Raw genomic sequence first — 19,146 nt, forward strand, 5'->3', positions numbered from 1 at the left:
GGCTCGGCGCTCAAGGCGCTCCAGTCCGACGGCAAGCGCGGCAATCCGGCCACCGATCCGATCTTCAAGTTGATGGATACCGTCGACGAGTACATCCCGGATCCGGTTCGTCAGACCGACAAGCCCTTCTTGATGCCGATCGAAGACGTGTTCACGATCACCGGCCGCGGAACGGTCGGAACGGGTCGCGTCGAGCGCGGCCAGGTCAAGGTCGGCGAAGACGTCGAGATCGTCGGCTTGCAGGAAGTCGCGCGTAAGACCGTCGTGACCGGTATCGAAATGTTCCGCAAACTCCTCGACATCGGCATCGCCGGCGACAACGTCGGCGTGCTCCTGCGCGGCGTGGAACGTAACGACATCGAACGCGGCCAGGTTCTTGCGAAACCCGGCTCGATCAAGCCGCACAAGAAGTTCAAAGCCGAAGTGTACGTGCTGTCAAAAGAAGAAGGCGGCCGTCACACGCCGTTCTTCGGAAACTACCGTCCGCAGTTTTACTTCCGCACGACCGACGTGACCGGTACCATCAAGCTGCCCGAGGGCGTCGAGATGGTCATGCCGGGCGACAACATCGCAATCGATGTCGAGCTCATCACGCCGATCGCCTGTGAAGAAGGTCTGCGTTTCGCCATCCGCGAGGGCGGCCGAACCGTCGGCGCCGGCGTCGTGACGGCCGTTTCGGAGTAGCCCTGTCATCCTGAGCTTGTCGAAGGACGAGCTTGTCGAAGGACGAGCTTGTCGAAGGACGGCGGTAACATGAAGAACGTTTCTAACTTTAAGGATAACGAGAAGAGATAATGGCTAAGCAGAAGATTCGCATCCGCCTTAAGGCGTACGATCACAAAGTGTTGGATCAGTCGGCGGAGCGTATCGTTGAAACGGCGAAGCGCACGGGCGCGTTCGTCAGCGGACCGGTTCCGCTGCCGACCGAGATCAATCGCTTTTGTGTCAACCGTTCGCCGCACGTCGATAAGAAGTCGCGCGAGCATTTTGAGATGCGCACGCACAAACGGCTCATCGATATCCTTCAGGCCTCACCCAAGACGATGGACGCTCTCATGCACCTCGATCTCCCGGCCGGCGTGGACATCGAACTCAAGGCCTAATACGTCACCTCAAACGTTGAACGGACCGCGTGATGTTTTGCGCGGTCTTTTCTTTTGAGCGTGCGTCGGGTTCTCAATCTTCAGCGGCTCGGGAACGGCCGATCGTTCGGGCTCCCACGATCACCAGCCAAAGCGTAATCAAAAGTTCGCCAAAGTTCATTGGCGTGGTGATCGTGTGGACCAGCCCGGAGTATTGCGGCGTCAGGAAGGCGGAGAAGCAGACCATCAACCATGCGATGCCGTTGACGGCGAGCAGCGCGCCAAGCGTTCGTGGAAGAAACGTTGATTTGTAGACGAGGACCGCGAAAGGAAAGAGCCACAAGCCTGCAAAGAGCAAACTGGCGAGAACCTCGTAGTTGTGCAGCTTGAGGAAGAACATCGCCATTGCGTCGCGTTGCGCGCTCGGGAAAACGGACAGAAAGCCCGGGCCATTGCCCGCGAACATGAGAGCGGCAGCGTAGTTTAGCACATTTACGAAGTAAAGCGGGACTTGCATAAACGCGCCAAGGATCACCATCAGCTGTGCCTGCGTGCGATCCACATTGACGAGCAGCCGGTAGAGCGCAAGCACGGTAAACAGCCAAATGGTGCCTTCGAGGAGATCGCCGGTCATGCCGAGGCGGAAGAGAAACTCGTTCGAGACGATGGCATGCGCGCTCGCCGCCGCATCCCCGGGAATGAGAAATCTGCCCGGTATGTACTCCAAATCGACGTATCCGACGATGATCGAAGCAAGATAGAGAAATCCGGCGATCCTAGCGTCTCGATTGCGCATGCTTCACCTACGAGAAGGCAAGCGCTATGTTTCAGCCGGCGTTAGGAGCACGGCCGTAACCGGTCCGAATCCTGTGAAACCGGCGCCGCCGCTTACCCCTGGCGACGGCAAGACGCGCGGGTGAGAGGGACCAAGCGGCGAATGAGGCGTCATGCCGATTCCACTGCAGCACGTCCGCGAACGCACGTTCTCCGGGACGCGTCGCCGGATCTTTCAACTGCTCGTCGATATGGGGACGTCCAACGACGTCGTGTGGCCGTTTGCAGCCCAGCCGTTCATGCGCTCGCCCGGCCCGTTGGTTCCCGGCAAAACCGAGGAATGGCACAACGGTTTTCACGCCATCCTCGAAGAGGTCGTTCCGGAGGAGCGCATCGTTTGGCGCATTCAGAACGATGGGATCGACGGAACGCACGGATTCTTTTTGAGCGGGGATGGGAAGAAGACCGTTCTCCAGCAACGCATCGAGGGGACGCTTAGCGACACCGAAGGTCGCTTGATTTGGCGCCGGCTCGAGGACGCGAACGAACGCTCGATGGATGCACTCTTCGACAAAATCGCACGGGTACTGAAACGCTAATGCAACAACGTCACCTTGGAAAGAACGGCCCTGCGGTCAGCGCGATGGGCCTGGGCACCATGGGCATGTCCGAGTTTTACGGTTCCGGCGACGACGCCGAATCGATTCGCACGATCCATCGCGCGCTCGATCTCGGCATCACGTTTCTGGACACCGCCGATATGTACGGTCCGTTTATCAACGAAGAGTTGGTAGGGAAGGCGATCGCGGATCGGCGCGAACGCGTCTTTCTGGCCACGAAATTCGGCAACGTTCGGGACGCCGCCGACAAGAGTTTTCGCGGGATCGATGGCAGCCCCGCCTACGTGCGCGCGGCGTGCGACGCCTCGCTCAAGCGATTGAACGTCGATCATATCGATCTGTATTACCAGCACCGCGTCGACTCCAAGACGCCGATCGAGGAGACGGTCGGCGCCATGGCGGAGCTCGTAACCGCCGGCAAGGTGCGTTATCTCGGGCTCTCCGAAGCCGCGCCCGCCACGATTCGCAAGGCGCACGCGACCCACCCGATTACCGCGCTGCAGACCGAGTACTCCCTGTGGTCGCGCGACCCGGAGGACGCGCTGCTGTCGACGGTGCGCGAATTGGGCATCGGTTTCGTGGCGTACAGCCCGCTCGGGCGCGGTTTTCTGACCGGCCGCTTCAAGTCGCCCGCGGATTTCGCAGACGACGACTTTCGCAAGCATCATCCCCGTTTTGCGGGCGAGAACTTTGCGAAAAATCTGGATCTCGTGGAGCGCGTCGAACGGATCGCGCGCGCGAAAGGCGTGAGCGCATCGCAGCTCGCGCTCGCCTGGGTGCTCGCGCAAGGCAACGATATCGTGCCGATCCCCGGCACCAAGCGCGTGAAGTATCTCGAAGAAAATGCCGCCGCCGCAGGCATCCGGCTCGACGCGGACGACCTCGCACAGCTAGAGCGAGCGTTTCCGCGGGGCGTCGCCTCGGGAGATCGCTATGCAGACATGAGTCCCGTCAACCGATGACCGCAGCGACTTCCAAAAAGATCGCATCGCCCAACGCCGACGATTTCCTCAACATCGATGCCCTGCTCACCGACGAGGAACGCCTCGTTCGCGACACGGTCCGCGCCTTCGTGCGCAAGCGCATCCTGCCGAACATCGCGCAGTGGTTCGAGGAAGGCATCGTGCCGCGCGAGCTCGGCAAGGAGCTCGGCGATCTCGGATTGCTCGGCATGCACCTGCACGGGTACGGCTGCCCCGGAGCCAGCGCCGTTGCGTACGGTCTGGCGTGCATGGAACTCGAAGCGGGCGACAGCGGCATTCGCAGCTTCGCGTCGGTTCAGGGGTCGCTCGCGATGTTCGCGATCGCCCGCTGGGGAAGCGAGGCGCAAAAGCAGCAGTGGCTTCCGCGCATGGCGCGCGGCGAAGCGCTGGGGTGTTTCGGGTTGACCGAACCCGACTTCGGCAGCAGCCCCGGCGATATGCGCACGTTCGCGCGTCGCGACGGTGACGACTGGGTGCTCGACGGTACGAAGATGTGGATCACCAACGGCGGTATCGCCGACCTCGCGGTCGTGTGGGCACAAACCGACGACGGAATCCGCGGATTCATCGTTCCGACCGGCAGCAAAGGATTCGCGGCCAATCCGATCGAGCGAAAACTCTCGCTGCGCGCCTCGGTCACCTCGGAGCTCGTGATGCAGGACTGCCGCCTTCCGGGCGATGCGGTCTTTCCCGATGTTCGCGGATTACGCGGCCCGCTCGCGTGCTTGAACGAAGCGCGCTTCGGTATCGTGTGGGGCGCGATGGGCGCCGCGCGCGCGTGCTACGAGTCGGCGCTCGCGTACGCGAAGACGCGCGTACAGTTCGGCAAACCGATCGGCGCGTTTCAACTCACGCAAGAGAAATTGGTCGACATGCTGTTGGAGCTCAACAAGGGTACGCTGCTCGCGCTGCATCTCGGCCGCATGAAAGACGAGGGGCGCGCACACCCCGCGCACGTGAGCTTCGGCAAACTCAACAACGTTCGGGAAGCCCTTGCGATCGCGCGCGAAGCCCGCACGATCTTAGGCGCGAACGGCGTCACGCTGGAATATCCGGTCATTCGGCACGCGAACAATCTCGAGTCCGTTCTCACCTACGAGGGGACGAGCGAAGTGCACACGCTCATCCTCGGCCAGGCGATTACGGGTCTCAACGCGTTCGCGTAAACGATAAAGAGAGCGGTCGGCGATAAAGCGCAGCCAGCTCGCCGCGATCGTCGTTGCCGCCCTCGCGACGTTGTCGGCGGGTATTCTTACCGCGGCGCGCGCTCCCGCACCGCTCACGTTTGCCGTCTCGGCGGTCGCACTCGCGCTCTTAGCCGCGACCATCGGGTTCGCGGTCGAGCAATTGGGGCGACGCCTCTCCGCCGGTGTGACGGGTATCCTGCAGTCGGCGCTGGGCAATCTGCCCGAACTCTTCATCGGCATCTTTGCGTTACGGGCGGGATTGGTGACGGTCGTTCAGACCGCGCTCGTCGGATCGATCCTCGCGAATAGTTTGCTGGTCTTGGGACTAGCGCTCTTTGCGGGCGGAGTGCGCAACGGGCGCCAAAAGTTCGCCGCCGAGGAACCGCGCGCGATCGGCGTGCTGATCGTCATCGCGGTCGCGGCGCTGATCGTACCCACGCTCGCCGTGCGCCTGCATACGCCGGCGGGGGCGCACGCGGGCGCGTTGAGCGTCGCATCCGCGGTCATCTTGCTCGCGCTCTTTGCCGCGAGCGTGGTCTTTTCACTGCGCGCGGGTGCGGCGAACGAGTGCGAACACGATCGCGCCGAAACGTGGCCGGCGGCGCTGACCTTCGCGGCGCTGGGCGCGGCCAGCGTCGCCTCGGCATTCGTCTCGGACTGGTTCGTCGCCAGCCTTTCGCCGACGATTGCGACGCTGCACGTCAGCCAAGCGTTCACCGGTCTGGTTATCGTCGCCATCGCCGGCAACGCCGTCGAGAACGTCGTCGGCGTGACGATGGCGATCAAGAACAAAACCGACTATGCTGTGAGCATCATTCTCAACAGCTCGCTGCAGGTGGCCGTGGGTCTCATTCCCGTGCTCGTGCTGCTGAGTTTCGTGCTCGGCGGACCCCACCTTACGCTGGTTATGCCCGCACTGCTCGTCGTCGCCGTCGGCCTGGCCGCCGTGGTGGGACTCTGTGTGGTTTTCGACGGTGAGTCCAATTGGCTCGAGGGTGCGGCTCTCGTGGGCCTCTACGGCATTATTGCGGCCGCATTCTGGTGGGGCTAAAAAAAAAGAGGTCGGCTCGCCGAATCGGCGTGATGCTTTTGTACCTGCGAGGGAACGCCCGCTTTGCCTATGATATGAGGACCTATGATTGGCTCCGTGCGCACGAAACTTGGCGACTTTACGACCAACCCGCGACGCCTGTGGATCATCTCGCTCTTCGCGGTGGTGATCGGCGTGGCGGCCGCTTGCGTCGCTAAAATCCTGTTGCTGCTGATCGGTCTGATCACGCACGTCGCTTATCTCGGGCAAGTTCGCGGCGGATTGATTCCGCCCGATCCGCGCCATTTCGGCTTGCTTTCGATTTTGATTCCGGTCGCCGGCGGCGTGCTGGTCGGCTTTATCGCGCGTTACGGCAGCGACAAGATCCGCGGGCACGGAATCCCCGAAGCCATTCAGTCGATTCTCGATAAAGACAGCGTCATCCAAGCACGCGTCGCGTTTTGGAAACCGCTTGCCTCGGCGCTGACGATCGGCACCGGCGCACCGTTCGGCGCTGAGGGGCCGATCATTATGACCGGCGGCGCTTTGGGGTCGCTTTTCGCACAGTTCCTGCGGCTGTCATCGCTCGAACGGCGTACGCTGCTCGTCGCCGGCGCGGCCGGCGGTATGGCCGCGACTTTCGGCGCCCCGGTGGCGTCGGTGCTGATCGCCGTGGAACTCTTGCTCTTCGAGTGGCGGCCGCGCAGTTTCATTCCGGTCGCCGTCGCGGCGTTCGTCGCCGAGGCGATGCGCGTGGTGCTCATCGGTCCCAATCCGCCGTTTCTCGTCGCGCACGCACATTCACTCGGCGTCAACGCGTTCGGATGGGCGCTGCTCGTGGGCATCGCCGGCGGCGTCGTCTCATTGCTGATGACCAAGCTCGTCTATTGGACCGAAGATGCCTACGAGAAATTGCCGGTGCATTGGATGTGGTGGCCGGCGATTGGCGGACTCGTGGTGGGTATCGGCGGATGGATCGTGCCGCAAGCCCTCGGCGTGGGTTATCCGACGATCTCGTCGATGCTCAACGGGCAACTGGCGCTCGGCGTCGTCGCCGGGATCATCGTCGTGAAGATCGTCATCTGGATCGTCGCACTGGGCTCGGGAACCTCGGGCGGCGTACTCGCACCGCTGTTGATGATCGGCGGTGCGATGGGCACGTTACTCGCCGTGGTCATCCCCGGACACGATTCGGCGGCCTGGGCCGCCGTTGGAATGGCCGCGATCATGGGCGGCACGATGCGGGCGCCGTTTATGGCGACGCTCTTCGCGCTCGAAACCACGCACGCGTGGGGACTCTTGCCGGCGTTATTCATCGGTTGCGTCGCCGCGACGGCGTTTACCGTGGTGTTCGTACCGCGCTCGATCTTGACCGAAAAACTCGCGCGTCGCGGAATGCACGTCGCGCGCGAGTATGCCGTTCACCCGTTGGAATTGATCTCGATCGGTGCGATGATGCATCCGCGCGGCAAGATTCCGTCTCTCGAGATCGGGAGTACGATCGCGGGAGCGTGTGCCGTCGTTTTGGAAGGTGACGCGCGCGGCGCGTATGCGGAGTATGCGGTCTTCGATGGGGGGGCGCTGGTCGCGACCGTTTCGCGCAACGATCTTCTGCGGCTCGCGCGCGAGAGCGGCGAGGCGTCGGCTTCGATTGCGACGATTGCCACCGCCGCGCTCGTGATGCATCCCGAAGATCGGATTCGCTCCGCCGCAAACGCCATGGCCAGCCGCGACCTGCGCAGCGTCATGGTCGTGGACGAACGCGGCGAGTGGGTCGGCGTGTTCGGGTCGAACGATCTGCTGCGCGCGTGGAAGCGCGGCATGGGACTCGAAGAACGCCGCGTGCGCGTTCGCTCGATCAGCCGGCTTATCGGTCCAATCGCCAAGTGGCGACGTTCCAAAACGGTGTCGTAACCGCCGTGCGCTGATTTCGCAGCCGGGCGGGAAACACGTTGATGGACGTGGCTTGATAGAGTGCGACGAGCGGGAGGTCGCGCGCGAGAATGCGCTGCACCGCGCGGTAGTCGCGCCGGCGCGTTGCGCGATCCTGCGCGCGAGCGCCGTCGGCGAGCAGCGCATCGACTCGCGGGTTGCAATAACGAGCTTTGTTGAAACCGTGCGGCGGAATGCGATCGCACGAAAACTGATCGGCCACGTCGGGATCGAAGCCGGCGATGAATTGCAGCAGCGTCATGCCGAAGCGGCCGCCGTAGAGCGGGCCGCCCGACGAGTCCGGGGCCATCAGCAGCGCGATAGGATAGCGCCGAATCGCGACCGCGACGCCGACGCCGCGTTCGGCGGCCTGAATGGCGGTCGCCAGCGTGATCGCGCTCGGTTTGTCGGCGCGCGTCACGAGCGTTACCGCGAGCCGGCGCCCCGCTTTGCGGCGGATTCCGTCGCTTCCGACCCGCCAGCCGGCGGCATCGAGCAGGCGCGCGGCGGAGCGCGGATCGTACCCGGGCATCGCAAACGCGCGCGGGTCGTACGCCCATTGAAAGAGACCGGCGCCCGGACCCGATGTGATGACGGCGCCGCGCAGCACTTTACGCACGAGCTGCGGCGCGTCGAACGCTAACGCTAGCGCCCGCCGCACGCTGCGATCGCGCAGGATCGGATCTCGCACGTTGAAGATCAGCGCACCGGTCCCGTCGATCGGCCGCCGTTTCACGCGCGTGCCCGGGATGGCGAGCAGCAGTGCGTACTGCGACTCATCGGCATTCACGTACGCGTCGGCCTCGCGTGCACGAAGCATCGTCTCCGCGGCGCTCGCGTCGGCGGCAAAGCGGATCGTCAGCCGGTCGATTCCAACCGGCGTTCGATAGTAGGGATTGCGCTGCAATTCGAGCCGTTCGCCGCGGACCCAGCGCGCGACCCGATACGGCCCCGACCCGACGGGCGCGGCGTTGAACGCCGCCCGCGGCAATGGCCCTTGCGAGCGGAGCCGCCGCTGCGGCAGGATCGGCACGGCGTTGCCGGGCCCGCAGAGATAGAGTCGTGCCGCCGCATACGGGCGGCGCAAGCGAATCCGAACGGTCAGCGCGTCGGGCGTTTCGACGCCGATCACATCGTCGAACCCGATTTCACTGGGAACCGCGTTGCGCGGATCGTTCACGGCTCGAATCGTATAGGCGACGTCGCGGCTGGTGAGCGGCGTCCCGTCGCTAAAGCGAAGATTCGGCCGAAGATGGTAGGTGATGAGCGTGCCACCCCGCGCGATACCGCCGTTCGATCGGCTCGGTACGACGAGGGCGGCATCGGGAACGAGCCGGCCGCGATCGTCGATTCGCACGAGATACGAATAGAGCAGGGCCGCGAGTTCTTGCCCGCCCACGCCGCTCACGTAGATCGGATCGAGCGTGCTGAAGTCCTGGGTTTGGACGATCGTCAGGGATCCGGCGAGCGGCCGCCTGCCGCCTGCGCCACTGCATCCGGCGAGCGACATGAGAAAACAAACCGCGAGTAGTATAGGCCGCACGACTCTCGACTCTTCGCCGCTGCTTGATTACACTACTCGGCATCTACAGGTTCCGTGCTGCCTTAAAGGAGAGTCGCCGATGCGTTTACGCCTTGTCATGCTTGCCGTTGCGGTGGGGTTGCTGGGAGCAACCGCCTCGGCCGCCCCCCCGCCGGGCCTGCCGCCGCAGCCGGCCGTCCGCCCGGCATGGGCGCCCCCCGGAACGATGCTCGTGAGTCCGTGCGTTGCGACGATGGGCTCGCACTGGGCCAATCCGCGCAATCTGCCGTTCGGGCCGATCTATGGAGAATACGCGGGAAAGCCGGTCTTTACCGAGATCATGATCGATAAAAAGGCCTTTGCGAAGGGCGGGAGCTGGGATCAGCAGCTCAAGCCGCTCCCCGGCTATTCGATCGATCATGTGGACGTCGACTACGTGCCCTACGGCCATGCCGGCTATCCGATCCCCCATTACGACGTCCATGCGTACTACGTGCCGCACGCGACCCACGAGAAATTCTGCCCCAACGGGATAAAGCTTCGCACGGCAAAGTAACTCCAGACCAAGCCACTTGACGGGAACCGCTCATCCTTGATACCATGCCGAGGTTGTGGTCCGCCCGGCCGCGTCTTTTTGCGTGTGCCGGGAGAAAAATAAGCAGTACGCCAGGGCCCGTGTGCTGCACAACTAGAGGACGAGGAAGTATGAAGAACATCCTTGGCCGCAAGGTTGGGATGACGAGCGTCTTCACCGCGGATGGCCGGCACGTGCCGGTCACGGTGATCGAAGCCGGTCCCTGCACGGTGGTCGAGCGCAGAACGAAGGACAAGCACGGGTACGAATCCGTTGCTTTGGCTTTCGGCGACGTTAAAAAGTCGCGCGTCTCGCGTGCCCTTGCCGGACATTATAAGAAGACCGACGTCGAACCCAAACGATTCATTCGCGAATTTCGCGACGACATCGATGGCGTCGAAGTCGGCGCGACGATTACCGTCTCGGAGTTCGAGAGCGGCGACCGCGTCGACGTCGTCGGCATCTCCAAAGGCCACGGTTTCGCCGGCGGCATCAAACGGCATAACTTCTCGGGCGGCGGCGCGAGCCACGGCTCGATGATCCATCGCCAACCGGCCTCCAACGGCGACACCAATGCGGGCCGCGTTGTTAAAGGCAGCCGCCGCCCCGGTCACTACGGCGTCGATCGTACGACCATGCAGAATCTCGAGATCGTGCGCGCCGACGGCGAGCGCAACTTGCTGCTCGTCCGCGGTCCGATTCCGGGCCCGAAAAATGCGCTCGTGATCGTGCGAAAGAGCGTGAAAGATGCCTAACGTTATCGACCTGACCGGAAAGGTCGTCCGCGAAGAGGCCACCCCGGCGATCTTCGAAGTGGACTACAGCGAGAAAGCGCACACGATTTTCCGCGCGGTCTTCCGCGAGCTCGCGAACCCGCGCGCCGGAACGGCCTCGACGCTGCGACGCGACGAAGTGCGCGGCGGCGGTCGCAAACCGTGGAAACAAAAAGGTACCGGCCGCGCTCGTCAGGGCTCCATCCGCTCCCCGCAATGGCGCCACGGCGGCGTCGTCTTCGGGCCCAAGCCGCGCAGCTACATCACCGACCTTAATAAGAAAGAACGCCGTCTCGCGTTCGTGGCCGCACTTGCGGACCGTTTTAAAAACGGCGGGATCACCATTCTCGATGCCGCGAACTTCGAGCTGAACAAGACGGCCGATTTCGCGAAGCTGATTTTCGGCGGAGCGAAAGAAGCGAAGAAGGGTCCCGCGACCCTCATCGTCTTCGCGTTCGACGAACAAGTCGGCGACCGGTTCCATCGCCTCGGGCGCAACCTGCGTCACGTCGGCATCACGCATTCGGGAGCGCTCGACGTTAAGGACGTGCTGCGCTACCACCGGATCGTCTTTACGACGGCCGCGTACGACGCGATCGTCAAAACGTTCGGCAGCCCCAGTGAGGAAGCGAAATAATGGACGCACGCGATGTGATCCTCGCGCCGCGCATCACCGAGAAATCGATGGGCAGCGCGGTCCTGCAGCAATACAGCTTCATCGTGCACCCGGACGCGACCAAGACGCAAATCCGGCACGCGATCGAAGAGATTTTCAAGGTTAACGTCATCAAGGTGAACACGGTAAACGTCGGCGGTAAGAAGCGCAACTTCGCGCGCCGCGGCGTTCGCAGTGCCGGCTATCAAAAAGACACCAAGAAGGCGATCGTCACTCTCAAGCCCGGCCAGAAGATCGAACTGGGCGGCGTGAACTATTTCGAGCAATAACGATGGCTGTAAAAAAATATAAACCGACCAGCGCCGGACGGCGCTTCATGACCACGGCGGATTTTTCCGAGCTGAGCAAGGTCGATCCCGAGAGAACGCTCATCGAGGTTCGCAAGAAGCATTCGGGCCGTAACTTCAACGGGCACATCACCGTGCGTCACAAGGGCGGCGGCACGCGCAAGCAATATCGCATCATCGATTTCAAGCGCACGAAAGACGCAATTCCCGCCAAGGTTGCGACGCTCGAGTACGATCCGAACCGTTCGGCCCGTATCGCGCTCGTGAACTACAAAGACGGCGAGAAGCGGTACGTCCTCGCGCCGCTGGGATTGAAAATCGGCGACGTGATCGAGTCGGGCCCGACCGCCGATATCAAGAACGGCAACTGCCTGCCGATCAAGAACATTCCCGTCGGCACGGTCATTCACAATATCGAGCTGCGCCCCGGTCAGGGCGCCAAGCTCGTGCGCAGCGCCGGCGGCTCCGCGCAGTTGATGGCAAAAGAAGGCGACTACGCACAAGTGCGTATGCCGTCGGGCGAAGTGCGCAAGATTCAGGTCGTCTGCCGCGCTACCATCGGCCAACTCGGCAACATCGAACACGAGAACGAGATCGTCGGCAAGGCCGGCCGCTCGCGCCATCGCGGCAAGCGTCCCTCGGTTCGCGGTATCGCGATGAATCCGGTCGACCATCCGCACGGCGGCGGCGAGGCGCGTTCGACTTCGGGTCGTCCGCCGACCACGCCCTGGGGTCAGATGACCATGGGCAAAAAGACGCGTCGCAACAAGCGCACCGCGTCGATGATCGTTCGTAAGCGGAAGGCCAAGTAGATGCAACGTAAATTTGGCGCGCCCTCGGGGAGCGCTCGTGTGAGCAGCACAATCATGCGCGCCGTGTTTCGGGGGCCCCAGCTCGGCTGGGGGGCGCGTAGCTTAGAGCGGAGCGCCGTTTAAATGGGACGTAGCCTAAAAAAAGGTCCGTTTGTTGCGGATCATCTGATGAGTAAAGTCACGAAGATGAATGAGACGCGCGAGAAGCGCGTCATCAAGACGTGGAGCCGCAGCTCGACGATCGTTCCCGAAATGGTCGGGCACACGATCGGCGTGCACAACGGCAAAGCTCACGTGCCCGTTTTCGTTACCGAAAATATGGTCGGCCACAAGCTCGGAGAGTTTTCGCCAACGCGGCTCTTTCGCGGCCACGGCGGCGACAAGGCTGGTGTGAAGTAATGGCTGACGTACAAGCGGCGCGCACCGAAGCGCTCGCGCATCTGAAGTTCGCTCGCATGGGACCGCGCAAGCTGCGCCGGGTCGCCGACGCGATTCGCGGCAAGAGCGTGCGCGAGGCGCTCGTGCTCCTGCAATTCGCCGGAGTCTTCGCGGCCGAGCCGATCGAGAAGCTGCTGCGCAGCGCGGTCGCTAACGCCGAGAACAACCACGACATGAACACCGACGAACTCTACGTCACGCGGATCACCGTCGACGGCGGTCCGGGCGGCCGTTTTACCAAACGCCTGGATCCGCGTGCTCAAGGGCGCGCGAATTTCAAGCGCAAGCGCATGTCGCACGTAACGATTGCCGTCGGCGAGATGCCGATTCGCAAGCCCAAGCAGCGCGGCGGAGCGTCGATCGGTCTCAAGCGCGCGACCGCTCGCAAGACCCAGGGCAGCGCGGCCGCGGCCAAACCGACGGCGCGCAAACGCACGACTCCGAAAGTTACGGCTGCTGCGGCGGGAGCTACTGAGTAATATATGGGACAAAAAATTCATCCGGTCGGCTTGCGCCTCGGCATCACGCGTACGTGGGACAGCCGCTGGTTTGAGAAAAAGCATTACAAGGACTGGCTGCACGAAGATCACGCTATCCGCAAGTATTTCACGCGCTGGATGCGCCCGGCTGCGATCTCGCGCATCGAGATCGAACGCCGCGCGAATCAAGCCCGCGTGATCATCAACACGGGTAAGCCGGGCATCATCATCGGCAAGCGCGGCGTCGGCATCGAAGAGATTCGGAAGAACCTCGAAAAGCTGACCGGCAAAAACGTGCAGGTCAACGTGATGGAGATCAAGACCATCGAACTCGATGCGCGCTTGGTCGGCCAGAACATCGTGGATCAACTCGAAAAGCGTATCGCGTTCCGCCGAGCGATGAAGCAGGCGATCATGCGCACCATGAAAGCCGGCGCGCGCGGAATAAAAGTACAGGTTTCCGGCCGACTCGGCGGCGCGGAGATCGCGCGCACCGAACGTAACTCCGACGGTAAGGTTCCCTTGCACACGCTGCGCGCCGATATCGATTACGCGCACGTCGAGGCGTTTACGACATTCGGCCGCATCGGCGTGAAGGTATGGATCTATCGCGGCGAAGTTCTGCCGGACCAGGTCCGTCAGGAAGCGCGCCCCGACACGCGTCCCGAACGGGCGACGTTCCGCGATCGCCGCGACCGCGGCACGCGCGGCGGCCGCAGCCGCGGGCCGGCGGACGCACCCGCAGTCGATTCCGTCCCCGCAGTCGATGCCATTCCCGCGGTCGACGCGGCGGCCGGCGCGAGCGCGGAGCAGACGCATCCGGTTGAGACGCCCTCGCCGATCGAAAACGATCCGCAACAAGTTCCTGATACGTCTCCCGTGCCGAACCCGGCCGAGGGACATCCGAACGAAGTCGGCCCGCAAGGCGAGCCGCGTCCGTCGGAACCCACCCCGGGGAGCGCTGAGTAAAAGACTATGCTGACACCAAAACGAGTTAAATGGCGTAAGGTCCATCGCGGCCGTATGACCGGTCGCGCGCTGCGCGGCAGCACACTGACGTTCGGCGAGTACGGACTGCAGGCGCTCGAGCCGTGCTGGATGACGAACCGCCAGATCGAAGCCGCGCGTATCGCGCTGACGCGTCATATCAAACGCGGCGGCAAAGTCTGGATCAAAGTCTTTCCGGACAAGTCGGTTACGAAAAAGCCGGCCGAAGTTCGCATGGGCGCCGGAAAAGGCAACCCGGAGTTTTGGGTCGCGGTCGTGCGTCCCGGGCGCGTGCTCTTCGAACTCTCGGGCGTCACGCCCGAAGTTGCGAAGCAAGCGCTCAAGCTCGCCGCCGCCAAGCTGCCGATCGGAACGAAGATCGTCTCTCGTGAGGAGGCTCAAGCATGAAGGTCAATCAGTTTAAGGAGCTTCGCACGTTCACGATAGCCGAGCTGCAGCAGAAGGCCAAAGAGACCAAAGAGGAGCTCTTTAACCTGCGTTTCGCGCTGCGCACCGGCCATCTCACGGACTTCAGCAAAGTTCGCGCGATGCGCCGCACCTACGCGCAAATTCAAACCGTCATCTCTGAGAAGCGAATCGCCGAGGCAACCAATGGAGCAGCTTAACACCGTGGAAACGACAACGGAGACCGGCAGCGTCGACCGCAAGGCACGCCGCGTCAAGCAAGGCCGCGTCGCGTCCAATAAAATGGACAAGACCATCGTCGTCGTTTCGGAGACCCGCGTCGCGCATCCGACGTACGGCAAGATCGTGCGCAAGTCCGTGAAGTTCAAAGCGCATGACGAGCGCAACGAAGCGAGCATCGGCGATATCGTGCGCATCATGGAGACCCGTCCGATCTCGCGCGAGAAACGCTGGCGCCTGATCGAAATCGTAGAGAAAGCCAAGTAAGCCATGATTCAACAAGAAACGCGACTGAAGGTCGCCGACAATTCCGGAGCGCGCGAGCTGCTCTGCATTCACGTTAGCGGCGGCAGCCGTCATAAGTACGCGCACGTCGGCGATATCATCGTCGGTACGGTTAAGAGCGCGATTCCCGGTGCCGCGGTCAAGAAGGGCCAAGTCGTGAAGGCGGTCGTCGTTCGTACCTCGGCGCCGATTCACCGGCCCGACGGCTCGGTCGTAAAGTGCGACGACAACGCCTGCGTTATCATCAAGGGCGAAAAAGATAATCTCGATCCGCGCGGCACGCGCGTCTTCGGCCCGGTCATGCGCGAACTGCGCGATCGCGGCTTCTTGAAGATCGCATCGCTCGCGCCGGAGGTTTTGTAGGATCGTGGCGACAGCAGTAAAGACGCATATCATCAAGGGCGACACGGTCATGATTCGCCGCGGCAAAGAAAAAGGCAAGCGCGGCGTCGTTAAGGCGATCTTCCCGCGCGCCGGTAAGGCGACGATCGAGGGCCTCAACGTCGTCAAGCGCCATACCAAGCAGGGTACGGAGCAACAAAACATGGGTGGAGCTGCGCAAACCGGCGGCATTCTCGAGAAGGAAGCTCCGCTTCCCCTTTCGGTTCTCCAATACGTCTGCGAGAAGTGCCAAGCGCCGACTCGCCTGCGTCATCACGAGACGGCCAACGGTTCGAAGCGCGTCTGCGTCAAGTGCGGCGAGCCCGCGCGCGAATCGGTCAAGGGAGCGAAATAATGGCGGAACGTCTGCGAGAGAAATACACCAAGGAAGTTCGCGCCGGCCTTCAAGAGAAGTTTGGCTACAAGAACGTCCATCAGATTCCGAAGCTCGATAAGGTCGTCATCAACATGAGCGTTGGTGAGGCGATCACGAACAGCAAGATTCTGGACGTCGCGGTCAACGAGCTGCAGGCCATCAGCGGCCAAAAGCCGGTGATCACCAAGGCCAAAAAGTCGATCGCGGCGTTCAAGCTGCGCGAAGGTATGAACATCGGAGCGAAGGTCACGCTGCGCGGCGAGCGCATGTACGTCTTCCTCGACAAGCTTTTCAACGTGGTACTGCCGCGTATTCGCGACTTCCGCGGACTTTCGCGCAAGTCGTTCGACGGCCGCGGAAACTACAATATGGGCCTGCGCGAGCAGTTGGTCTTTCCGGAGATCAATTTCGACAAGGTCGAGAAGGCGCGCGGCATGGACATCGTGATCGTCACCACGGCGAAAAACGATGAAGAGGCAACGGAATTCCTGACGGCAATGGGCTTGCCGCTACAAAAAGCAGGAGCGAGATAATGGCCAAGACCTCGATGATCGAGAAATCGAAGCGCACTCCGAAGTTTAAGGTGCGCCAGCATAACCGGTGCCAGATGTGCGGCCGTCCGCGCAGCGTGTACCGCAAGTTTGCGCTCTGCCGTATCTGCTTCCGCGAAAACGCTCATAAGGGGAACATCCCCGGCATCACCAAGGCGTCTTGGTAGAGAGGACGATCGAATAATGGCTGTCATCACCGACCCGATCGCCGATCTGCTGACCCGCATTCGCAACGCGAACACGGCCAACCACCAAGTGGTTGACGTGCCGGCGTCGCGCATGAAGTTTGCCGTCGCGCTGATCCTCAAAGACGAAGGCTTCGTCAAGGAAGTCGAACGAGTGAACGAAGGTCCGCAAGGAACGATTCGTATCACGCTCAAGTACGGTCCCGAAAAAGAAAAAGTCATCACCGGCCTGCGCCGCATCTCGCGTCCCGGCTTGCGCGTCTTCACGGGCAAGACCGAGATTCCGCGCGTACTGGGCGGTTTGGGTCTGGTCATCATCTCGACGAGCAAAGGCATCATGTCCGGCAAACGCGCCAAAAAAGAAGGCTGCGGGGGCGAGGTGCTAGCGTATGTCTGGTAATCCGAGCATCCACCCGAGCTCAGAGCGGAGCGCCTCTTAACATGTCACGAATTGGTAAACTGCCCGTCATCGTGCCCAACGGCGTGAACGTAAACCTCGCCGAGGGCGAAGTGCACGTCAAGGGTCCCAAGGGCGAATTGCGTCAGTCGATCCTCGAATACGTCAGCGTGAAACTCGAGGACGGCAACGTCGTCGTCGAGCGCAGGGGCGAAGCGAAGGAGCATCGTTCGGCGCACGGTCTGACGCGCACGCTGATCAATAACATGATCGAAGGCGTGAGCAAGGGATTTCGCAAGAGCCTCGAGATTCAAGGCGTCGGCTACCGCGCTGCGAAGGCCGGCGAGAAGGTCAACTTGACCCTCGGATTCTCGCACCCGGTGAGCTTCGACCCGCCGGCGGGCATCGCGCTCTCCGTCGAAGGCACGAACAAGATCCACGTGGACGGGATCGACAAACAGCAAGTCGGTCAAGTCGCCGCCGAGATTCGCTCGCTGCGGCCGCCCGAACCGTACAAGGGCAAAGGCGTCCGTTACGTCGGCGAAGTGGTGCGCAAGAAACTCGGTAAGGCCGGAAAGGCAGGCAAGAAGTAATGCCGCACGTTTCCAAAAACATCTCGCGTCACAAACGCCACGCGCGTCTGCGCCGCAAATTGATCGGCAGCGCGGAACGTCCGCGTCTGCTGATCCGCCGCACCCTCCACCACATCTACGCAACCGTCGTCGACGATGCGAAAGGTCATACGATCCTGTCGGCTTCGACGCGTCAGAAGGCGCTCGCGGACGGCCTCGGCTCGATGACCAACACCGCGGCCGCCCAGAAGATCGGCCAGGCCATCGCCGCCAAAGCCAAAGAAGCCGGGATCACCGCCGTCGTCTTCGACCGCGGCGGCCTGAAGTATCACGGACGCGTTAAAGCGCTGGCGGATGCCGCGCGCGAAGCCGGCCTGGAATTTTAGTGAAGGACGCATCTAAATGAATTATCGTGGTGGTCGCGATCGCGACAACAGTGGATTCGAAGAGACCGTCGTGCGCGTCAATCGCGTTGCGAAGGTCGTCAAGGGCGGTAAACGCTTTAGCTTCAGCGCGCTCGTCGTCGTCGGCGACCGCAAGGGCAAAGTCGGTTTCGCGATCGGCAAAGCCGGCGAAGTTCCCGAGGCGATCCGTAAGGCCGTCGAAGCCGCGAAGAAAAATCTCGTAACGGTGCCGATGGTCGAGAAATCGATCCCGCATCAGGTCAATCACGTGGTCGGCGCGGCCCGCGTGCTGCTCAAGCCTGCCAAGGCCGGTACCGGCGTCATCGCCGGCGGTGCGATGCGCGCCGTGCTCGAGCTCGCCGGCATTCACGACATCGTCACGAAGTCGCTGGGCACGAGCAATCCGATCAACGTCGTGCTCGCGACCATCGAAGCGCTGCGCACGCTGCGCACCGCCGAACAGGTAGCCGCATCTCGCGGCAAAACCGTAGCCGAAATCTTCGCCGCATAACACCCAGAAAGCACACTATGGCAGACGCAAAAAAAGTTAAAAAAGCACCGGCTAGCGCAAAGTCCAGCTCGAAGGCCGCTGCACCGAAAAAGCCGACCGTCGCGAAGGCGACGAGCAACGTCGGCAGCATGAATCTGGCCGCGCCCAGCGGGTCGCTGATGACGCTCGAAGCGCTCAAACCGACCAAGGGCAGCTGGCCAAAACGCACGCGTGTCGGACGCGGTCACGGTTCGGGCATGGTCAAAACCGGCGGCGAAGGCGGCAAGGGTCAGACCGTCCGCTCGGGCGGCGGTAAGGGTCCCGCGTTCGAAGGCGGACAGACGCCCTGGGCGCGTCGCCTTCCGCATCGTCGCGGTTATTCCCAGAAGGCTCGCGACATCGGCCATTTCCGGACGAAGCTCGTGGTGCTTAACCTGCACGATCTCGCCGAGTGGGACACCGCGGTCGAAGTAACGCCCGAAACGCTGAAGGTTGCTAAAAATCTCAAGACGCTGCGCGACGGCGTGAAGATCCTGGGCGGCAGCAAGCCCGGCAAGACGCTCCCCAGCGGCTTGCGCTTTCGCGACGTGCTCTTCTCGGAGAGTGCCAAAGCGGCGTTAGCGGCCGTCGGCGCCACCATCGAAGGCGCTTCGATAGGCTCGGAAAAGGCGTAAGGGCTTGCTCAATAATCTTCGCGCCGCACT

At 62.4% G+C, this 19,146-nt stretch carries 27 protein-coding genes and 2 pseudogenes; 27 read left to right on the top strand and 2 right to left on the bottom strand.

Annotated elements, in window-relative coordinates; translation table 11 throughout:
• Both VIG32_03675 and rpsJ read left to right on the top strand, forming a co-directional pair.
• Positions 1 to 684 (top strand): EF-Tu/IF-2/RF-3 family GTPase (locus VIG32_03675; GenBank protein HEY8297105.1); only part of this gene is annotated, 684 nt, incomplete at its 5' end.
• Between the two features lie 110 nt (positions 685 to 794).
• Entirely contained in the window at positions 795 to 1,103 is a 309-nt protein-coding gene (gene rpsJ / locus VIG32_03680; protein ID HEY8297106.1) for a 30S ribosomal protein S10, read from the top strand.
• 73 nt (positions 1,104 to 1,176) lie between these two features.
• Here rpsJ and VIG32_03685 read toward each other — a convergent pair whose 3' ends face one another.
• Entirely contained in the window at positions 1,177 to 1,878 is a 702-nt protein-coding gene (locus VIG32_03685; GenBank protein HEY8297107.1) for a DUF4386 domain-containing protein, read from the bottom strand.
• A gap of 151 nt (positions 1,879 to 2,029) precedes the next feature.
• Between VIG32_03685 and VIG32_03690 the strand changes: the two genes are divergently transcribed.
• The 5 genes from VIG32_03690 (at position 2,030) to VIG32_03710 (ending at position 7,590) form a co-directional block, all read left to right on the top strand.
• Positions 2,030 to 2,455, top strand: a complete 426-nt coding sequence (locus VIG32_03690) for a hypothetical protein (GenBank protein ID HEY8297108.1) — start codon at positions 2,030 to 2,032, stop codon at positions 2,453 to 2,455.
• On the top strand, positions 2,455 to 3,438 hold the full coding sequence (locus VIG32_03695) for an aldo/keto reductase (GenBank protein ID HEY8297109.1): 984 nt from the start codon (positions 2,455 to 2,457) through the stop codon (positions 3,436 to 3,438). The genes VIG32_03690 and VIG32_03695 overlap by 1 nt, the downstream gene beginning before the upstream one ends.
• Positions 3,435 to 4,625: an acyl-CoA dehydrogenase family protein gene (locus tag VIG32_03700; protein ID HEY8297110.1), complete on the top strand. Its 1,191-nt coding sequence runs from the start codon at positions 3,435 to 3,437 to the stop codon at positions 4,623 to 4,625. The genes VIG32_03695 and VIG32_03700 overlap by 4 nt, the downstream gene beginning before the upstream one ends.
• Positions 4,626 to 4,695: 70 nt before the next feature.
• Complete coding sequence (locus VIG32_03705) at positions 4,696 to 5,697, top strand: hypothetical protein (GenBank protein HEY8297111.1); 1,002 nt, start codon at positions 4,696 to 4,698, stop codon at positions 5,695 to 5,697.
• A 96-nt stretch (positions 5,698 to 5,793) separates the two neighbouring features.
• Positions 5,794 to 7,590, top strand: a complete 1,797-nt coding sequence (locus VIG32_03710; GenBank protein ID HEY8297112.1) for a chloride channel protein — start codon at positions 5,794 to 5,796, stop codon at positions 7,588 to 7,590.
• Here VIG32_03710 and VIG32_03715 read toward each other — a convergent pair.
• Positions 7,544 to 9,151 carry a peptide ABC transporter substrate-binding protein gene (locus tag VIG32_03715; GenBank protein ID HEY8297113.1) on the bottom strand — a complete coding sequence of 536 codons (1,608 nt, stop codon included), beginning with the start codon at positions 9,149 to 9,151 and terminating at the stop codon, positions 7,544 to 7,546. The genes VIG32_03710 and VIG32_03715 overlap by 47 nt on opposite strands.
• 79 nt (positions 9,152 to 9,230) lie before the next feature.
• Between VIG32_03715 and VIG32_03720 the strand changes: the two genes are divergently transcribed.
• The 20 genes and pseudogenes from VIG32_03720 to rplO all read left to right on the top strand — a co-directional run bounded on the left by VIG32_03720 (position 9,231) and on the right by rplO (position 19,116).
• Positions 9,231 to 9,686, top strand: coding sequence for a hypothetical protein (locus VIG32_03720; GenBank protein HEY8297114.1), 456 nt, complete (start codon positions 9,231 to 9,233; stop codon positions 9,684 to 9,686).
• A gap of 149 nt (positions 9,687 to 9,835) precedes the next feature.
• Positions 9,836 to 10,459, top strand: a complete 624-nt coding sequence (gene rplC, locus VIG32_03725) for a 50S ribosomal protein L3 (protein HEY8297115.1) — start codon at positions 9,836 to 9,838, stop codon at positions 10,457 to 10,459.
• Positions 10,452 to 11,114: a 50S ribosomal protein L4 gene (gene rplD / locus VIG32_03730; protein HEY8297116.1), complete on the top strand. Its 663-nt coding sequence runs from the start codon at positions 10,452 to 10,454 to the stop codon at positions 11,112 to 11,114. Before rplC ends, rplD begins: the two co-directional genes overlap by 8 nt.
• Entirely contained in the window at positions 11,114 to 11,422 is a 309-nt protein-coding gene (gene rplW, locus VIG32_03735; protein ID HEY8297117.1) for a 50S ribosomal protein L23, read from the top strand. The genes rplD and rplW overlap by 1 nt, the downstream gene beginning before the upstream one ends.
• Positions 11,423 to 11,424: 2 nt before the next feature.
• The gene (gene rplB, locus VIG32_03740) at positions 11,425 to 12,252 is read left to right on the top strand and encodes a 50S ribosomal protein L2 (GenBank protein ID HEY8297118.1); all 828 of its coding nucleotides are present in this window, start codon (positions 11,425 to 11,427) and stop codon (positions 12,250 to 12,252) included.
• A gap of 123 nt (positions 12,253 to 12,375) precedes the next feature.
• Positions 12,376 to 12,651: a 30S ribosomal protein S19 gene (rpsS, locus tag VIG32_03745; GenBank protein ID HEY8297119.1), complete on the top strand. Its 276-nt coding sequence runs from the start codon at positions 12,376 to 12,378 to the stop codon at positions 12,649 to 12,651.
• A pseudogene (rplV, locus tag VIG32_03750) lies at positions 12,651 to 13,010 on the top strand (50S ribosomal protein L22). The gene rpsS and the pseudogene rplV overlap by 1 nt, the downstream one beginning before the upstream one ends.
• Before the next feature lie 162 nt (positions 13,011 to 13,172).
• Positions 13,173 to 13,796 (top strand): annotated as a pseudogene (gene rpsC / locus VIG32_03755) (30S ribosomal protein S3).
• Between the two features lie 348 nt (positions 13,797 to 14,144).
• Positions 14,145 to 14,564 carry a 50S ribosomal protein L16 gene (gene rplP, locus VIG32_03760; protein ID HEY8297120.1) on the top strand — a complete coding sequence of 140 codons (420 nt, stop codon included), beginning with the start codon at positions 14,145 to 14,147 and terminating at the stop codon, positions 14,562 to 14,564.
• A complete protein-coding gene (gene rpmC, locus VIG32_03765) occupies positions 14,561 to 14,782 on the top strand; it encodes a 50S ribosomal protein L29 (GenBank protein ID HEY8297121.1) in 222 nt (73 codons plus the stop codon). The genes rplP and rpmC overlap by 4 nt, the downstream gene beginning before the upstream one ends.
• A gap of 4 nt (positions 14,783 to 14,786) precedes the next feature.
• Positions 14,787 to 15,068: a 30S ribosomal protein S17 gene (rpsQ, locus tag VIG32_03770; GenBank protein ID HEY8297122.1), complete on the top strand. Its 282-nt coding sequence runs from the start codon at positions 14,787 to 14,789 to the stop codon at positions 15,066 to 15,068.
• 3 nt (positions 15,069 to 15,071) lie between these two features.
• Positions 15,072 to 15,449, top strand: a complete 378-nt coding sequence (gene rplN / locus VIG32_03775; GenBank protein HEY8297123.1) for a 50S ribosomal protein L14 — start codon at positions 15,072 to 15,074, stop codon at positions 15,447 to 15,449.
• A gap of 4 nt (positions 15,450 to 15,453) precedes the next feature.
• The gene (gene rplX, locus VIG32_03780) at positions 15,454 to 15,822 is read left to right on the top strand and encodes a 50S ribosomal protein L24 (protein HEY8297124.1); all 369 of its coding nucleotides are present in this window, start codon (positions 15,454 to 15,456) and stop codon (positions 15,820 to 15,822) included.
• On the top strand, positions 15,822 to 16,376 hold the full coding sequence (gene rplE / locus VIG32_03785) for a 50S ribosomal protein L5 (protein HEY8297125.1): 555 nt from the start codon (positions 15,822 to 15,824) through the stop codon (positions 16,374 to 16,376). Before rplX ends, rplE begins: the two co-directional genes overlap by 1 nt.
• Positions 16,376 to 16,561 carry a type Z 30S ribosomal protein S14 gene (locus tag VIG32_03790; protein HEY8297126.1) on the top strand — a complete coding sequence of 62 codons (186 nt, stop codon included), beginning with the start codon at positions 16,376 to 16,378 and terminating at the stop codon, positions 16,559 to 16,561. Before rplE ends, VIG32_03790 begins: the two co-directional genes overlap by 1 nt.
• A gap of 16 nt (positions 16,562 to 16,577) precedes the next feature.
• Positions 16,578 to 16,979, top strand: a complete 402-nt coding sequence (gene rpsH, locus VIG32_03795; protein ID HEY8297127.1) for a 30S ribosomal protein S8 — start codon at positions 16,578 to 16,580, stop codon at positions 16,977 to 16,979.
• 41 nt (positions 16,980 to 17,020) lie between these two features.
• Positions 17,021 to 17,569 (top strand): 50S ribosomal protein L6, encoded by a 549-nt coding sequence (gene rplF / locus VIG32_03800; GenBank protein HEY8297128.1) that lies wholly within the window; start codon positions 17,021 to 17,023, stop codon positions 17,567 to 17,569.
• On the top strand, positions 17,569 to 17,934 hold the full coding sequence (gene rplR / locus VIG32_03805) for a 50S ribosomal protein L18 (GenBank protein ID HEY8297129.1): 366 nt from the start codon (positions 17,569 to 17,571) through the stop codon (positions 17,932 to 17,934). Before rplF ends, rplR begins: the two co-directional genes overlap by 1 nt.
• A 16-nt stretch (positions 17,935 to 17,950) precedes the next feature.
• On the top strand, positions 17,951 to 18,463 hold the full coding sequence (gene rpsE, locus VIG32_03810; GenBank protein HEY8297130.1) for a 30S ribosomal protein S5: 513 nt from the start codon (positions 17,951 to 17,953) through the stop codon (positions 18,461 to 18,463).
• A 128-nt stretch (positions 18,464 to 18,591) separates the two neighbouring features.
• The gene (rplO, locus tag VIG32_03815; GenBank protein ID HEY8297131.1) at positions 18,592 to 19,116 is read left to right on the top strand and encodes a 50S ribosomal protein L15; all 525 of its coding nucleotides are present in this window, start codon (positions 18,592 to 18,594) and stop codon (positions 19,114 to 19,116) included.
• Positions 19,117 to 19,146: the final 30 nt, after the last annotated feature.

The organism is Candidatus Baltobacteraceae bacterium (assembly GCA_036559195.1).
Classification (GTDB): Bacteria; Vulcanimicrobiota; Vulcanimicrobiia; order Vulcanimicrobiales; family Vulcanimicrobiaceae; genus JALYTZ01.

Excerpts from the sequence above, each read along its gene's own strand:
- rpsJ (HEY8297106.1), top strand. The coding sequence starts at position 795 with ATGGCTAAGCAGAAGATTCGCATCCGCCTTAAGGCGTACGATCACAAA.
- VIG32_03685 (HEY8297107.1), bottom strand. The coding sequence starts at position 1,878 with ATGCGCAATCGAGACGCTAGGATCGCCGGATTTCTCTATCTTGCTTCG.
- VIG32_03690 (HEY8297108.1), top strand. The coding sequence starts at position 2,030 with ATGCCGATTCCACTGCAGCACGTCCGCGAACGCACGTTCTCCGGGACG.
- VIG32_03695 (HEY8297109.1), top strand. The coding sequence starts at position 2,455 with ATGCAACAACGTCACCTTGGAAAGAACGGCCCTGCGGTCAGCGCGATG.
- VIG32_03700 (HEY8297110.1), top strand. The coding sequence starts at position 3,435 with ATGACCGCAGCGACTTCCAAAAAGATCGCATCGCCCAACGCCGACGAT.
- VIG32_03720 (HEY8297114.1), top strand. The coding sequence starts at position 9,231 with ATGCGTTTACGCCTTGTCATGCTTGCCGTTGCGGTGGGGTTGCTGGGA.
- rplC (HEY8297115.1), top strand. The coding sequence starts at position 9,836 with ATGAAGAACATCCTTGGCCGCAAGGTTGGGATGACGAGCGTCTTCACC.
- rplD (HEY8297116.1), top strand. The coding sequence starts at position 10,452 with ATGCCTAACGTTATCGACCTGACCGGAAAGGTCGTCCGCGAAGAGGCC.
- rplW (HEY8297117.1), top strand. The coding sequence starts at position 11,114 with ATGGACGCACGCGATGTGATCCTCGCGCCGCGCATCACCGAGAAATCG.
- rplB (HEY8297118.1), top strand. The coding sequence starts at position 11,425 with ATGGCTGTAAAAAAATATAAACCGACCAGCGCCGGACGGCGCTTCATG.
- rpsS (HEY8297119.1), top strand. The coding sequence starts at position 12,376 with ATGGGACGTAGCCTAAAAAAAGGTCCGTTTGTTGCGGATCATCTGATG.
- rplP (HEY8297120.1), top strand. The coding sequence starts at position 14,145 with ATGCTGACACCAAAACGAGTTAAATGGCGTAAGGTCCATCGCGGCCGT.
- rpmC (HEY8297121.1), top strand. The coding sequence starts at position 14,561 with ATGAAGGTCAATCAGTTTAAGGAGCTTCGCACGTTCACGATAGCCGAG.
- rplN (HEY8297123.1), top strand. The coding sequence starts at position 15,072 with ATGATTCAACAAGAAACGCGACTGAAGGTCGCCGACAATTCCGGAGCG.
- rplE (HEY8297125.1), top strand. The coding sequence starts at position 15,822 with ATGGCGGAACGTCTGCGAGAGAAATACACCAAGGAAGTTCGCGCCGGC.
- VIG32_03790 (HEY8297126.1), top strand. The coding sequence starts at position 16,376 with ATGGCCAAGACCTCGATGATCGAGAAATCGAAGCGCACTCCGAAGTTT.
- rpsH (HEY8297127.1), top strand. The coding sequence starts at position 16,578 with ATGGCTGTCATCACCGACCCGATCGCCGATCTGCTGACCCGCATTCGC.
- rplF (HEY8297128.1), top strand. The coding sequence starts at position 17,021 with ATGTCACGAATTGGTAAACTGCCCGTCATCGTGCCCAACGGCGTGAAC.
- rplR (HEY8297129.1), top strand. The coding sequence starts at position 17,569 with ATGCCGCACGTTTCCAAAAACATCTCGCGTCACAAACGCCACGCGCGT.
- rpsE (HEY8297130.1), top strand. The coding sequence starts at position 17,951 with ATGAATTATCGTGGTGGTCGCGATCGCGACAACAGTGGATTCGAAGAG.
- rplO (HEY8297131.1), top strand. The coding sequence starts at position 18,592 with ATGAATCTGGCCGCGCCCAGCGGGTCGCTGATGACGCTCGAAGCGCTC.